This window comes from Neisseria gonorrhoeae, from assembly GCF_013030075.1.
In the GTDB taxonomy this organism is placed as follows: Bacteria; Pseudomonadota; Gammaproteobacteria; order Burkholderiales; family Neisseriaceae; genus Neisseria; species Neisseria gonorrhoeae.
On record NZ_AP023069.1, the window covers coordinates 577,751 to 593,187 of the forward strand.

Genomic DNA, 15,437 nt, shown 5'->3' on the forward strand with positions numbered 1-15,437 from the left:
ACCCTTAAAAATTGGCATAAATAAAGCCGGGTATCCCCGAAGGGGCGAGGACGATAATCAGCAGCAGGATGATGGAAATCTGGATAAACCACAGCCACATCGGGATTTTTTCCAAACCTTTGACCGTGCCGTCGAAAGCGCGTTGCAGGTAAGGGTAGAGCAGCATCAAGGATGCAAACGAGGCAAGCAGCAGCATATCCGCCCGTTGCGGCGCGTTCCAGCCGCCGGCATTGGCAAAGAGGGCGCTGAAAACTGCGCCTGCATCGTCGGGGTTTGCGGTATTGAAGACGACAAAGCTAAGGCAGACGAAATGGAAGGTAACAAACCACGAGAGCGGCGCAAGGTATTTCAGACGGCATAGCGCGTCGCGTCCGAAATACCGGTCGCCCGTGTTGAGCAGCGCCAGTGCCGTGCCGTGCAGCGCGCCCCAAATGAGGAAGTTCCAGCCGTAGCCGTGCCAGATGCCTGAGAGTACCATTGCCGCCATCAGGTTGAGCTGTGTCCGCAAAAAGCCTTTTTTGCTGCCGCCCAAGGGGATGTAGATGTAGTCGCGTATCCAGGTGGAAAGGCTGATGTGCCATTTGTCCCAAAATGCGCGGATATTCGCGGCACGAAGCGGTGCGGAGAAGTTTTTGGGCAGCCGGAAGCCCAGCAGCATCGCCATACCGATAACCAAATCGGAATATCCGGAAAAGTCTAAAAAGAGTTGGAAGGTATAGCCGTACACGCCTGCCAACACGCCCCAGCCGTCGAATTGGGCGGGATTTTCAAATACGGGCGACACCCAGTTTTCCGCCAGCATCCCCGCCAGCCACCATTTTTTGGCAATGCCCAGTAAAATCAGGGAAACGGCGAGGGCGGGGCGGACGGGCGAACGCGGTCGGCGGGTGCGGATTTGCGCCAGTGCACCCGCCTGTTCGCCGTCCGTGCTTTTGAATGCGGCGGCGCGGATAATCGGGCCGGAGGTAACGGTGGGGAAAAAACTCAGGTGCAGCAGCAGCTCGTGCCACCCAAAACGCGCGGCGTGCGGGGCGCGGAAGCAGTAAACCAGATAGGCGACAGACTGGAAGGTATAATAGGAAAGCCCCAGCGGCATCAGGATGTCGATTGCGCCGCCTTTTCCGGCATATTGTGCAATCAGCGGACGGAAAAAATCGAAATATTTGAAAAAGCCCAAAACGGTAATCGAGGCGGCAATGCCGCACCCCAGCCAAAAGCGGCGCGTACTTTCGCGATCGGAACGGAGCAGTTCGCCCAAAAGGTACACGCAGGAGGAATAAAGGACGATGATTGCCGCAAATACGGGGCTAATATGGTAGAGCCAGCCCATACCGGCAGCCAAAAGCAGCAGGTTTTGGACGGACGGGTATTTCGCAAAGCCCCAGTAAATCGGCAGGAAGACGATAAAAAACAGTGCGAACTCGACAGACAGCAGCGGCATAAACCATCCTTGGGACAAAAAAATAGGCGTTAAAACACGGCAAAGCCCGTTATTTTAAGCAGGGGCGGATATTCCTTCAATCAAAATGCCGTCTGAAGGGCGGGAGGGGCTTCAGACGGCATCGCTCGGTCAGGTTCGGATATGGTGGTTCAAATTCAGGCAGACCCGCAAACCTGCCGCCGCCGTCAGCATACCCGCAACGCCGATGCAGGAAATGCCCGAGTATTGCGTAACCTAATGTCCCAGCAGTGCGCCGCCGCCTATACCGACGTTGTAAAGCTCCGAATAAATCGAGTTGGCAAGGTCTGCGGCATCGGAGGCGAAATCCAAAACTTTGGCAACCATCCCCAAGCTGACGACCACAATCGCCGTCCCCCATACGAACACCAACGCGTAAATGGCGGCAGGAAAATGCGCCAAAGGCAGCAAAAGCCCCGAAGAGAGGGCGATAAGCGACACCGCGCCCGCCAAAAATGCGCGCGGATGTTTGGCAAACCATTTGCCGAACAGGTAAGACGCGGCAAAACCCGCCAGGCCGTACAGCCCCGGAACCACCGTAACCTGCCGCGCGGAGAAACCGCCGATTTGGATGACGAAGGGCTCGATGTAGCTGTATGCGGTAAAGTGCGCCGTAATCACCGGCACCGTTACCGCATACAGCAGCATCAGTTTTTTCCGTTTCAAAAGCAGGGGCAGGCTGCTTAAAGAACCGGTATTCACGCTCGGCAGGCGCGGCAGGCTTTTGGCAAGCACTGCCATTACCGCCGCCGAACACAGGCCGATCAGCAGAAAACTCGCCTGCCAGCCCAAATATTGTCCGACCATACGCCCGAGCGGAATCCCCGCCACCATCGCCATCACCGTCCCCGTGCTGAGCAGCCCCAATGCCTGATTCCCTTTTCCGACAAGGGCGATGCGTACCGCCAGCGAAGCCGTAATGGACCAGAACACCGCGTGCGTCAGCACAATCCCCACGCGGCTTGCGAGTAGGATTTCAAAACGCCACGAGGCAAACGACAGGATGTGGCTGACAGTAATACAGCGCAAACAGGACCAGCAGCAGGCCGCGCCGTTCCATAATTGCGCGTCAGCAGCATCAGCGGCAGCGGCAGCGAAGTCAGCGCGACAATCCACGCATAAACCGTAATCATCACACCCGTTTCGGTCGCCGCCATGCCGAAGCTTCGTCCGATGTCGCTCAAAAGCGCGATGGGGATGTATTCGACCGTGTTGAAAATAAATGCGCCGATTGCCAAGGCAATGATGCTCAACCAAGGTTTGTGCGAAGCGTTCATCTCAATTCCTTATATGTCGCACCCCGCCAAAAGGGGGCGCATTATGGTGAATTAACAAAAACCGGTACGGCGTTGCCCCGCCCCGGCTCAAAGGGAACGATTCCCTAAGGTGATGAAGCACCAGGCGAACCGGTTCCGTACCATTTGTACTGCCTGCGGCCCGCCGCCTTGTCCTGATTTTTGTTAATTCACTATACTTTTCTTGTCTGCCGGACGGCAAAATCCAAATCAGGGGGAAGCAGCCGCCTCCCGTTCGGAGGAACACTCGGGACGCTGCTTTGAAAATCGTTCCATATGTTGAAACATTGCCGCCTCCCGATTGGGCAAGGTTGCCATTATGTCGCAAGCATCCGTGCCGCACCGTTTCCGCGTTTGCCCAAGTTCACGCTCCGACTTACAATAACGCCCGTCAGATTGCAGTACCAACGAAAGGAAAAATCGTGGAAACCCTCCTCCTCGACATCGGCGGCATGAGCTGCGGCGGCTGCGTCAAAAGCGTTACCCGGATATTAGAAAGCGTAAAAGGCGTGGCAAGCGTCGAAGTCAGCCTTGAAAACAAAAGTGCGACCGTCGGATACGACCCCGCGCAAACCGCAGCGGAAGCACTAATCGAAGCCGTAGAAGACGGCGGCTATGATGCGGCGTTGAAATAAAGCGGCAAAAATGCCGTCTGAAGCCTTTGCGTTTCCCCGATGCCGTCTGAAGCACGCTCCGCGCCTTCGGGCGGCATTTGATTTAGTTGAACGGGCAGGATGAATTGGTTAAACTTGCGGGCAATAGTGCCTTCAGACAAACAAAATATGCCGAACAAAAAGAAAAAAGCCGCCTTTGCGCGCTGCAACGGAGAACGGTGTGCCGGGCGTGTCCGACATCAAAAATTCATATGATGATTTGATGTACGAATCCAAAGCATTTTCCCAAACCGCCATCAACGCCTTGGAGGCATGCGCCCGCATGATGGGTTTGAAGCCTACGGCAGCCGCAAAAGCCAAGGTCTTGGAGCTGGGCTGTTCGATGGGCAGAAACATCATCAACGCAGGCACTTTATTACCCGGATGCGGAATTTGTCGGTATCGACTTGTCCGGCAGGCAGGTTGCGCAGGGCAACGCCATCATTGAAAAAATGGGCTTGGAAAATGTGCGTCTGGAAGAAAAAGATATTTTGACCGTCGATGAATCATTCGGGAAGTTCGACTATATCATCGTCCACGGCATTTGGTCGCGGGTGCCCGACGCAGTTAAAGACAAAATCTTTTCGATTTGCCGGAACAACCTGACCGAATACGGCATTGCCTATATTTCATACAATGTTTACCCCGGTTGGAAGCGGCAGGAGCAGTTGCGCGATATTATGCAGTTTGCCGGCAGGGATGCGCTTGGAGAACCCTTGGAAGCAAGGACGCGGAAAGGCTTGGATGCGATCAAGGCGCTGGCGGAAATTTTGGAAAACGACAAGGGCTTGGGCGGCGGCAAACTTCCGGCGATTCAAAAAATATTGAATCACAATACTTATTATGTCGCACACGAATATATGGAAATATTCAACAACCCGATTTACGTTAACGGTTTCATTGAATGGGCAAACCGCCACCGGCTGGCGTATATCGGGGATACCGATTTGCATGTGTCTTTTGTTTCTTGGATGGCGGAGCATACGCGGGAGCGGATTCTGGCATTGGCAGGGGGTGATTATATTGCCAAAGAATTTTACAGCGATATTTTATCCGACCGCCAATTCCACCGTTCGCTTTTATGCCGTGAGGAAGTCGGGGATACTGTCAGGCGTGATGAGTCGGTTGCCGTCGAAGTGATAGAAAGTTTGAATTTCCGCCCGGCAAGAGGGGAAACAATCAACTTTGATGAAAACGATACCCTGCTTTCGGGCATACGCGATGTGATGAAAACCGGAGAGGCGTTTAAAACGGAAGATGTTGCGGAAAATCTTGCCCGCCGATTTCCCGGTCTGGAATTTGACCGCATGAAAATCAATTCCCAGCTTTTATTGCAAACCATTCTCGGGCGTTTTTCTGTTTCATCAGACAATGCGGGCAAACCATTTTTTGAAGACCATAAAACCTATGTGCCGGCGCGCTTTACAAACTATGCCGCCGCCTTTGTGGAACACGGTGCGGGAGCGTTTGTCCGGCCTGCCAACCGTTACAACGAAAGCACGCCCTCATTCGGATACGGGCATTTGTACATTATGCGGCAATTGTCGCGGCCGACGAGCAAACAGGCATTGATTGAAACGGTTGCCGAAAACTTGAACATCGTCAGCGCCACGCCCGACGGTTTGACATTCCATCCGCCTGCCGAAGTGTATGTGGAAGAAATATTGGCAGACTTGGCAGACAGGCATTTTCTCGTTTCGGCGGATTGACGGGCAAGTCCCGACGGCAATCCGTCCGATATATTTTCAGACAGGAAAGACACACACTGCGAAAAACGGTACACGACACATATGAACCAGACATTTACCTTGCCCGATACGCGCCCGTATCCCCAAAATCCGATTAAAAACCACCTGCTGCTCAATGCCTACCAGTTGGCGCACAATTCGTCACAGGCTTCGCGCAAACTCTCGTCCGGGCAGCTTCAAACCGAAATCAGGGGGATGCTTGAGCAAAACCACTATATCAACCTTTCCCTCGCGCTGACGATGTCGCCCGATGCCGGAACTTATGCCGCGCTGCTTTCCAGTGTGAACGCGGTACTCGATTGCGAGAAAGAAGGCGAAGTGCAGTGGTTCGCCCTGCCGGTCGTGCTGGTGTCCGGCTGCAAGAAAGAACGGGCAATCGAGATGAAGCTGCCGACGGAGGCATTGTTTGCCTGCCTGCAAAACTATCCGCACCTGCGCGCGTTGACGCAAGAGACACAATGGCTGCCTTATCTTGTGCATTCTTCCGATTTGAGTGCGGTCGCGCCGGATGAGTGGTGGCGTGCCAAACAAAATACCGAAGCGGCGGCGCAACACTTACGCCGTTTCGCCCCGCGCCCTTTGCTGTTGCCCGAAGGGCAGTCCGTCCACGTCGTTTACGTGCTGGGTTTCGGCAGCGGCAAAGTTCAGGCGGCATTGGGGCAGAACCTTCTTCAGGCAGGCTTGCCCTTAATGCAGGTATGGCAGGAAAATCTTGCATCGGAAGGCATTACGCTGTTTGCCAATCCGCTTTCCCCCGATACCCCGGCGCGCGCGCTTTCAGACGGCAGCCACACGCGCCAACGTATGGCGATGGATGTTTTTGCGGCAAACGCGATACGCGCCGTCCGGATGCAGGGTCCGCGCGTCGGCGTGGTCGCTGCGGCAAAGGCGGGCGGACAGATTCTATTCGGATTTAATGCGACCGACGGCGCGTTTGAAGTCGTGCCGCAGGTGTTTTGCTGGCAGCTTTCCTTTACCGATAACATTGCCGTCATCCAGCAGAATTTCCTCGACCTGATGGCAGAATGCCGTGTAGAACACGTTTACCTGCTGCACAATCCCTTGGGCGAACAGGAAAACATCCCGAGCTATGCGGAAGCGTTGAAACGGGAAGGGCGCAATCCGTTTTTCAGCGCATAGTGATTTGTAGTAGTGATAGGCTTTCTCATTTCTATAATAAATCAAAATAAAGAGCACAACACTTTTTCATTCTGTGTTGTGCCTTGAGTGAAACGAAAGGATGAATTATAAATATGAAGATTGTAATTGCACCGGATTCGTTTAAGGAAAGCTTGACAGCTCAACAGGTAGCTGAAGCAATAAAAAGAGGCTTCCAACAATCGATAGCAGATGTGGAATGTCTCCTCTGTCCTGTCGGTGATGGGGGAGAAGGCACTGTAGATGCTATCCGACATTCTCTTGACCTAGAAGAAAAATGTCTCCAAGTGACAGGACCTTTTGGACAAAAAAAGTCATGCGCTATTTTCAAAAAGAACAACTAGCCCTATTCGAAGTTGCTGATTTGGTTGGTCTTGGAAAAATCCCGCTAGAGAAACGAAATCCATTACAAATCCAAACTCGTGGTATTGGAGAATTGATTCGCCACCTCATTAGTCAAGAAATTAAAGAAATCTATATTGGCGTTGGCGGTACGGCCGGTAATGATGGAGGTATTGGGATTGCTGCTGGTTTAGGTTATCAATTTTATGATGAGGATGGAAATGCCTTACCCGCTTGCGGTCAATCCTTACTAAACCCAGCTTCTGTTTCAACAGAAAATCGCTATGAAATTCCTGAAGATGTTCACATTCGTATTTTAGCAGATGTTGTGAGTCCCTTATGTGGACACCAAGGTGCGACCTATACGTTTGGCAAGCAAAAAGGGCTGGATTCTACTATGTTTGAGGCCGTAGATCAGGCAATACAAGATTTTTATGAAAAAGTCCCCCCTGCAACATTAAAACTTAAAGGAGCAGGAGCTGGTGGAGGCATCGCTGGTGGTTTGTGTGCCTTTGCTCAGGCAAGTATCGTATCTGGAATTGACACCTGCCTGGACTTGATTGACTTTGATAAGAAAGTGTCAGATGTTGACTTGGTTATCGTTGGTGAAGGAAGACTAGATCGTCAAAGTTTAGCAGGGAAAGCGCCTATTGGTGTAGCAAAAAGAACCCCTGTCGGAGTTCCTGTTGTCGCTATTTGCGGCAGTTTCGCTGAAGATTTGCCTTCCCTACCATTTGAAAATATCCAAGCTGCCTTTTCTATTTTGGAGAAAAGTGAACCTTTAGAAGATAGTTTGAAAAATGCCAGTCTTTATTTGGAGCATACGGCTTCTAATATTGGACATTTATTAAATATGCCTAAGATTTAGCCAAGCCATTTCTTCCAGATGGATGTTTTGGCAGGTTCTTCCTTATGCGGTTACGATTAACCGGCCGATGCCGTCTGAAAGGGTTTCCGCTTCAGACGGCATCGCGTTGGAACAGGGATGGGATATGAAAAAACCGAAAATCCTTTTTGTCTGCCTCGGCAACATCTGCCGTTCGCCGATGGCGGAATACATTTTGCGCCGCCGTGCCGCCGAAGCGGGCATTCCCCTCGAAACGGACAGCGCAGGGACATCGGGCTGGCACGACGGCGAGGATATGCACCGTGAAACGGCAAAGATATTGAAAAAATACGGCATTGACGCTTCAGGCTTTACCAGCCGCAAAATCCGCCAAAGCGATGCGACGGCGTTTGACTACATCATCGCTATGGACGGCAAGAATTTGTCCGAATTGGAAAAAACTTTCGGCAGGCGGCCGGAAAAAATATTCAAGCTGACCGACCTGATACCCGAAAGCGGTTACGACCATGTCCCCGATCCGTGGTACATGGGTGATTTTGAAGAAACATACAGGCTTGCGGATGCAGGCTGTCGGGCATTATTGGAAAAGATTTCCAAATAAAGCAATTGAATACAAACACAAATATAAAACCGCCTCCTGTCGTATCGGTCGTTCGGACGGCATAAACAGGGAATTTATGAAAACAAATTTCAAACAGAAAATTATCGAACAGGCACGCAGAGAGGACTTGCAGGTAACCGCTTTGCGCGAGCAGGTATTAGATATTGTCTTGCAGCAAAGCGGCGTGATTAAAGCCTACAATGTTTTGTCACAGATGCAGCAGCAGAGCGAAGGCGTGCTTGCACCGCCTACCGCCTACCGTGCCCTTGATTTTTGGGCGGATCAGGGCGTTTTACACAAAGTGGCGGCGGTCAACGGCTATATTTTGTGCAGCCACGCGCAGCACGAGTGCAACGACCATTGCCACGACCACGAAGAAGCCGAAGCGCACCACAGCGCGTTTATTTTGGTCTGCACCGAATGCGGCGCGGCGGACGAGCAAACCCTCAGCCACGAGTGGGCGGCACTGCGTGCAGGCGTTGCCGAAAGCGGTTTTGCGCTGAAAGAAGAACACGTTGTTTTAACTGGAATCTGTAAAAAATGTCAGAAGTGAAAAAAACCAAAGTCCACCTGATTTCAGGTTTTCTGGGAACAGGCAAAACCACCGCGCTCAAAAGCCTGATGGCGCAAAAAGACCCGAACGAAAAATGGGTCATCATCGTCAACGAGTTCGGCGAAATCGGCATTGACGGCGCGGTATTGAGCGACAACGGCATCCCTGTGGCAGAAATCGCCGGCGGCTGTTTATGCTGCACCGCCGGCCCGCAAATGGGCGTAACCGTGCAGAAAATGCTGCGCGACGCCAAACCCGACCGCCTGATGATTGAGGCAAGCGGACTGGCGCACGCCGCCAGCGTCATCGACGAATTGAAAGCCAAACCTCTGGACAGTCTTTTGGAAATCGGCGCCGTCTTTACCGTCGTCGATCCGCGCCAGTTCATCAATCCCGATTACGCGCAACAGGCGTTGTATAAAGACCAAATCGGCATTTGCGACGTATTGGCCGCCAGCAAAACCGATTTATGCACCCCCGAACAGCTTGCCGAATTTCATGACAAAGCGGCAAAACTGTTCCCACCCAAAGCTAAAGTGGTCGAAGTCCAAAACGCACAACTCGATATCCAATGGCTCGATATTCCCGTAGTTGAAAAATCACGCTACCGCCTCAAAGCCCTGCCGGACAACACCATGGGCTTCCAGTCGCAAGGTTTCACATTCCCCGCCGGACGCGATTTCGACGGCGAAAAATTGACCAACTTCTTCAATGATTTGCCCAAAATGACCGAAGGACTCGTCCGCGCCAAAGGCGTGTTCCAAGTATTGGGAACGTGGGTGTGGCTCAACTGGGTGGACGGGCAGTGGGGCGCGAACCAAGTGTCTTGGCGGCGCGATTCGCGTTTCGAGCTGATTGCCAAATCGTTTGACGCGGATTTAATCGAACAAAAACTTAAAGACGCATTGGAATAGCGTTCACGCGCTTTCAGACGGCATATGAAATGAAAATGCCGTCTGAAGGCTTTAGGAGGACGGGATGAAACCCAAATTCAAAACCGTTTTAACCGCGCTGCTTTTGGCGGTTTGCCTGCCGTCTATGGCGGCAACCCGCGTCCTGATGGAAACCGATATGGGCAATATCCGTTTGGTTTTGGACGAATCCAAAGCCTCCAAAACCGTTGCCAATTTCGTGCGCTATGCCCGAAAAGGCTTTTACGACAACACGATTTTCCACCGCGTCATCGGCGGCTTCGTCATCCAAGGCGGCGGATTGACCGAGGACTTGGTGCAAAAGGCAACCGATAAGGCCGTTGCCAACGAATCCGGCAACGGCTTGAAAAACACCGTCGGCACCATCGCAATGGCGCGGACGGCAGACCCCGATTCCGCCGCCGCCCAATTCTTTATCAATCTGGCGGACAACGGTTCGCTCGACTACAAAAACGGACAATACGGCTACACCGTTTTCGGCAGGGTAGAAAGCGGAATGGACACCGTTTCCAAAATCGCCCGCGTCAAAACCGCCACGCGCGGCCTTTATCAAAACGTACCCGTACAGCCCGTCAAAATCCGTCGCGTTGTTGTCGGGCAGTAACACGCAGACAGACGTTCAGACGGCGTCGCCCGTTTCCCAAAAAACGCCGTTTAAAGTAAAAAAATATTTTAAAACAGACAGTTGATATTGACAAATTCAAACCGAGGATTTTAAAATGCTGCCAACCCAACCCAACCCAACCCAACCCAACCCAACCCAACCCAAGCCCTGATCTAAGCGACACAGCCGGGGCGAACACTGAGGCAATCTACACTTCAGACGGCATTACCGCCAACTCTACCCAACTCGAACAGCTCAAAAAACTGTTTCCCGCCTGTTTTGACGCAGACGGAAATTTCCTTATCGACAGATTACAAGCCGAAATTGCGCCACAGACCGACATCGGACGCGAATTTTACGAAATGAACTGGCTGGGCAAATCATATGCCCGCCTGCTTCGCAACCTGCCGCCCGAAACCCTGATAAGTGAAGACAAAACGCACAACGCCAAGCCCGAAAATGCAGGCAGCCAAAATCTGCTGATTCGCGGCGATAATCTGGAAGTGTTGAAACACTTAAAAAACGCCTACGCAAACAGCGTGAAGATGATTTACATCGACCCGCCCTACAACACCGGATCGGACGGCTTTGTCTATCAGGACGACCGCAAATTCACACCCGCCGAACTTGCCCTCCTGGCGAATATTGACGAAGACGAAGCCGCGCGGATTTTAGATTTCACCGACAAAGGCTCAAACTCGCACAGCGCGTGGCTGACCTTTATGTATCCGCGCCTGTATATCGCCCGCGAACTGTTAAAGGACGACGGCGTGATTTTTATCTCGATTGACGATAACGAAGCGGCGCAGTTGAAATTGTTGTGTGATGAAGTGTTTGGGGAAGGGAATTTTGTTGCACAATTGCCTTGGCGAAAAAGAACAGCTAAATCAGATGTGCCTTTTGGTATTTCGCAGGATTATGAATGGATATTTGTATTCGCAAAATCTTGCCAATTTATTGCAGCAACTAAAGGCAAGGAACGACGCTATTATGAGACTGATGATTTCCCCGATCGTCCTTGGCGTACCCACGACTTAACGAAACAAACAACTGCGGCGGAAAGGCCAAATAGTTTTTTCACAATGGTTGATCCCAAGACAGGAAAAAAATATCCAGCAAATCCAAATGCAACTTGGCGTGTAACCAAAGATACATTTCAAGATTATTATAATAAAGGAAAAATCGTTTTCCCTGATGATTATGATTTCTTAAATATCAGCAATCCAGTTATGCGTTACTTTAAAGATGACGACATGAAAAAAGCTGGCGAGGATTTTGGCAAAGTAGCTGTAAGCAGTAGATTACCTGAAAATGTTGGTACATTAGCCGATGCAGTAGCCGAATATTTGGCTATTTTTAGTAGGACGCTACCTGAAAATATCGGAATGACTAAAGAAGGCACAAAAGAAATCACAGATTTATTTGGTAGCAAAATATTTACCTTCCCCAAGCCTAGTCAATTGATTAAATTTTTAGTTTCAATAAGTTCAAAGAGTAATGACCTAATCCTAGACTTCTTCGCAGGCAGCGGCACAACCGCCCACGCCGTGATGCAGCTTAACGCCGAAGGACAAAACGGTAACCGCCGCTATATCTGTGTACAGCTTCCCGAAAAAACCGCTGAAAAATCCGAAGCCCGTAAAGCAGGCTACCCGACCATCTTCGACATCACCAAAGCCCGCATAGAAAAAGCCGCCGCCAAAATCCGCGTCGAACATCCCGATTACACGGGCGATTCGGGCTTCAAAATCTTTCAAACGGCAGACAATTTCAGGCAGCATCCAGACAAGGATTTTTCGCCCGAACAACCGGATTTGCCGCTTAACGATGAATTAAGCGAAGAACAGCTGCAAACGCTTCTGACCACCTGGACGCTGTATGACGGGGCGGCACTGACCACGCCGGTTGAGCCTGTGCGGTTGGGCAGTTATACGGCGTATCTGTGCGAAAAACGGCTGTATCTGCTTAACAAGGGTTTTACTTCCGCCGATTTGCTGGCGTTTATCAAGAAGCTGGACGACGATGCGGATTTCAATCCCAACCGTGTGATTGTATTCGGCAGCAATATGGCAAGCGCCATGCAGCACGAACTCGACCAGGCGGTTCGCGGTTATACCAATAAAAAAGAGATTGAGTTGAATGTGATTATCAGGGTGTAACCGGAATCCGAAAGTGCAGGCTGCTTTTCGGCTTGGATTCCCCTTGCGGGGGAAGGACGATACAACAATGACTTCATGGAGAAACATTCATGAGCGGTTTTAATTACGAGAAAAACCAGCCGCACCAAATGCGGGCGGTTTCGGCGGTTTTGGGCGTGTTTGACGGGGCAACGCCCAAATATCGGACGGCAGACGAAAATCCCGAACTTTTGTTTGCTGCAAAACAATACGCAAACAATATCCTGAAAGTGCAAAGCCAAAACGGTATAGACGGCCGATTCCCCGACCGTTCGGACGACCAAAATATCCTTGATATTTCCATGGAAACGGGCACGGGCAAAACCTATACCTACACACAAACCATGTTCGAGCTGCACCGTTGGCTGGGCGTGTTCAAATTTATCGTGGTCGTGCCGACTTTGTCCATTAAGGCGGGAACACAGCAGTTTTTGCAAAGCAAGGCTTTGGCAGAGCATTTTGAACAGGATTTCGGCGGCGATTATGAAGGCGTACGCCTGAAAACCTATGTGGTGGAAAGCGCGAAAAAGAATAAGGGCAAAAAGTCCAATGCGCCCATAACGATTGAGCAATTTGTCAAAGCGGAAAACAAAAAGGAAATTCATGTGCTGCTGATTAACGCGGGCATGGTTAATTCGTCGTCCATGAACGATACGGGCGACAAGGCATTGAAGGATTTGTTTGACAATCCCGTTGATGCATTGGCTGCCGTGCGCCCGTTTATGATTGTGGACGAACCGCATAAATTCCCGACCCGAGATAGCGCGAAAACGTGGGGCAATATCAAACGCTTAAAACCGCAATATATTTTGCGCTACGGTGCAACATTTAACGATGAATATTACAACTTGCTTTACCGTTTGACGGCAGTAGACGCGTTTAACGACGGGCTGGTCAAAGGCGTGCGCGTGTTTCAGGAAGAAATGCAGGGCGGCATGGATGCGGCGGTAAAACTGGTGTCGTCGGACGGCAAAGAAGCGAAATTTGAATTAAACGAAAAGGACAAAAAGCAGACGTTCAAACTGGCAAAAGGCGAAGATTTGGCGCAAATCCATCCGGCTATTTCGGATTTGAAAATCGACAAAATGAATAAAACCGTGGTGGTGTTAAGCAACGGCTTGGAGTTGAAAACGGGTGCCGTCATCAACCCTTATTCCTATTCGCAAACGGTGCAGGATGCGATGATGCAGCGGGCGGTTGCCGAACATTTCAAGCTGGAACGCGCGCTTTTGGCAGAACGCGCGCCACAGCCCAAAATCAAGCCGCTGACGCTGTTTTTTATTGACGATATCGCGGGCTACCGCAGCGGCAACGAGCTTTCAGGCAGCCTGAAAGATAAATTTGAAAGCTGGATTCGCGCGGAAGCGGCACGCCGTCTGAAAACGGAAAGCGACCCGTTTTACCGCGATTACCTGCAAAAGACGTTGGACGATGTATCCGCCTGCCACGGCGGCTATTTTTCCAAAGACAATACAGACAGCGACGATAGAATCGAGCAGGAAATCAATGAAATCCTGCACGATAAGGAAAAACTGCTGTCTTTGGACAACCCGCGCCGCTTTATTTTTTCCAAATGGACGCTGCGCGAAGGCTGGGACAATCCCAACGTTTTCCAGATTTGCAAACTGCGTTCCAGCGGCAGCACGACTTCCAAGCTGCAAGAAGTCGGACGCGGCCTGCGCCTGCCGGTAAACGAGCTGATGGCGCGGGTGCGCGATGTACCGTACAAACTGAATTATTTTGTCGATAGCAGCGAAAAAGACTTTGTGAAGCAGCTTGTCGGCGAAATCAACGACAATTCTTTTCAGGAAGAAATCTCCAAAAAGTTTACCGAAGAGCTGAAACAAAAAATATTGCAAAAATACCCCGATATCAAACCGCTGGTATTGGTAAACCAACTGTTTTCAGACGGCATCATTGACGACAATGAAAACTTTGCCGAAGACGGCTATGACAAATTAAAAGCCGCCTATCCCGAAGCCTTCCCCAAAGGTTTGGACAAAGGCAAAGTCAGCAACGCCAAAGACGAGGGCAAAGACACCATCATCATGCGCGAAGGCAAATATGAAGAACTCAAAGCCTTGTGGGAGCTGATTCACCATAAAGCCGTTTTGCAGTACAAAATCAAAGATGAAGCCGAATTTGTCGATTTATTTACCGCCTATTTGCGTGAAAACGCCGCCAAATTCCCGCAGGCAGGCATATGCACGGCGGTAAACGAAGCTTATATCAACAACGGGCTTATGCTTTCCCGCCGCATAGACAGTATTGAAGATGAAGATTTTATCCGTTTCAACACAATGACTTACCGTGAGTTTCTGGAAAAACTGGCACAAACGGCAAAAATCCAGATGCAGACTTTGCATCAGGCGTTTTACCGCGTCCGCGACGAACTGAACATTGGCGATTTTTTGAATATGCAGACCATCGCCCAAATCAAAAACGGCTTCAACCGGTTTTTGCTTCATCATTCCTTCCATAAATTCGAACTGGATTACCGGCTTGTCGGCAGCAAAATCCATCCGACCAAATTTACCAATAAAGACGGCAAACCGCGCGCGGTGAAAAAAGCAGATTTGGGCAGATTTGAAGATACGGAGCACCGGCCTGCCGCCGGCTATCTCTTCGGCGAGATTTTCTACGATTCGGATATAGAACATGAAAATGTCGCCAACAACCAAATTGAAGGCGTAATCGTATTTACCAAAATACCGAGAAACTCCATCAAAATCCCTGTTGCCGGCGGCGGCACGTATTCGCCCGACTTTGCCTATATCGTGAAAACCAAAAGCGGCGAGATTCTGAACTTTGTGATTGAAGCCAAAGGGACTGACGGGGCGGAAGATTTGCGAAAAAGCGAAGAGCGGAAAATCAAACATGCCGAAAAGCTGTTTGCCGAGATTTCCAAAGAAATCAAGGTGGTGTTCAAAACGCAGTTTGACGGCGAGAGGATAGCCGAACTGATCGGGCAAAATATGCCAGCAGGCGGGCATTCTGAAAACGGACACTGAGAAACAAATGTTTGGAAGCCGTCTGCTTCGGGATTTTAAAATGCCGTCTGAAACGCC

General features: G+C 50.8%; 10 protein-coding genes and 3 pseudogenes. 10 read left to right on the forward strand and 3 right to left on the reverse strand.

The features are described from left to right. Positions 1-4 precede the first annotated feature (4 nt). Positions 5-1,441 carry an MBOAT family O-acyltransferase gene (locus tag HT085_RS03085; protein WP_003689031.1) on the reverse strand — a complete coding sequence of 479 codons (1,437 nt, stop codon included), beginning with the start codon at positions 1,439-1,441 and terminating at the stop codon, positions 5-7. 129 nt (positions 1,442-1,570) lie between these two features. Beyond that, positions 1,571-2,736: pseudogene (locus tag HT085_RS03090) on the reverse strand (sugar transporter). A gap of 440 nt (positions 2,737-3,176) precedes the next feature. Here HT085_RS03090 and HT085_RS03095 point away from each other — a divergent pair. Then, positions 3,177-3,389 (forward strand): heavy-metal-associated domain-containing protein, encoded by a 213-nt coding sequence (locus tag HT085_RS03095; protein WP_003689029.1) that lies wholly within the window; start codon positions 3,177-3,179, stop codon positions 3,387-3,389. Here the strand turns inward: HT085_RS03095 and HT085_RS03100 are convergent. Beyond that, the gene (locus tag HT085_RS03100; protein ID WP_170830926.1) at positions 3,368-3,529 is read right to left on the reverse strand and encodes a hypothetical protein; all 162 of its coding nucleotides are present in this window, start codon (positions 3,527-3,529) and stop codon (positions 3,368-3,370) included. The two genes, HT085_RS03095 and HT085_RS03100, sit on opposite strands and share 22 nt — an antisense overlap. 7 nt (positions 3,530-3,536) lie before the next feature. Here HT085_RS03100 and HT085_RS03105 point away from each other — a divergent pair. The 9 genes and pseudogenes from HT085_RS03105 (at position 3,537) to HT085_RS03145 (ending at position 15,380) form a co-directional block, all read left to right on the forward strand. Next, positions 3,537-5,116: pseudogene (locus HT085_RS03105) on the forward strand (methyltransferase regulatory domain-containing protein). An 81-nt stretch (positions 5,117-5,197) separates the two neighbouring features. Next, positions 5,198-6,295 (forward strand): hypothetical protein, encoded by a 1,098-nt coding sequence (locus tag HT085_RS03110; RefSeq protein WP_003689027.1) that lies wholly within the window; start codon positions 5,198-5,200, stop codon positions 6,293-6,295. A 113-nt stretch (positions 6,296-6,408) separates the two neighbouring features. Then, a pseudogene (locus HT085_RS03115) lies at positions 6,409-7,523 on the forward strand (glycerate kinase). 124 nt (positions 7,524-7,647) lie between these two features. Continuing rightward, the gene (locus HT085_RS03120) at positions 7,648-8,103 is read left to right on the forward strand and encodes a low molecular weight protein-tyrosine-phosphatase (protein ID WP_003702839.1); all 456 of its coding nucleotides are present in this window, start codon (positions 7,648-7,650) and stop codon (positions 8,101-8,103) included. 76 nt (positions 8,104-8,179) lie between these two features. Beyond that, positions 8,180-8,656: a Fur family transcriptional regulator gene (locus HT085_RS03125; protein WP_010357704.1), complete on the forward strand. Its 477-nt coding sequence runs from the start codon at positions 8,180-8,182 to the stop codon at positions 8,654-8,656. Continuing rightward, positions 8,644-9,570, forward strand: coding sequence for a CobW family GTP-binding protein (locus HT085_RS03130; RefSeq protein ID WP_003691374.1), 927 nt, complete (start codon positions 8,644-8,646; stop codon positions 9,568-9,570). Before HT085_RS03125 ends, HT085_RS03130 begins: the two co-directional genes overlap by 13 nt. A gap of 64 nt (positions 9,571-9,634) precedes the next feature. After that, positions 9,635-10,192, forward strand: coding sequence for a peptidylprolyl isomerase (locus HT085_RS03135; RefSeq protein WP_003691373.1), 558 nt, complete (start codon positions 9,635-9,637; stop codon positions 10,190-10,192). Positions 10,193-10,299: 107 nt separating this feature from the next. After that, complete coding sequence (locus HT085_RS03140; RefSeq protein ID WP_080343708.1) at positions 10,300-12,351, forward strand: site-specific DNA-methyltransferase; 2,052 nt, start codon at positions 10,300-10,302, stop codon at positions 12,349-12,351. Between the two features lie 89 nt (positions 12,352-12,440). After that, on the forward strand, positions 12,441-15,380 hold the full coding sequence (locus HT085_RS03145; RefSeq protein WP_003689015.1) for a type III restriction-modification system endonuclease: 2,940 nt from the start codon (positions 12,441-12,443) through the stop codon (positions 15,378-15,380). Positions 15,381-15,437: the final 57 nt, after the last annotated feature.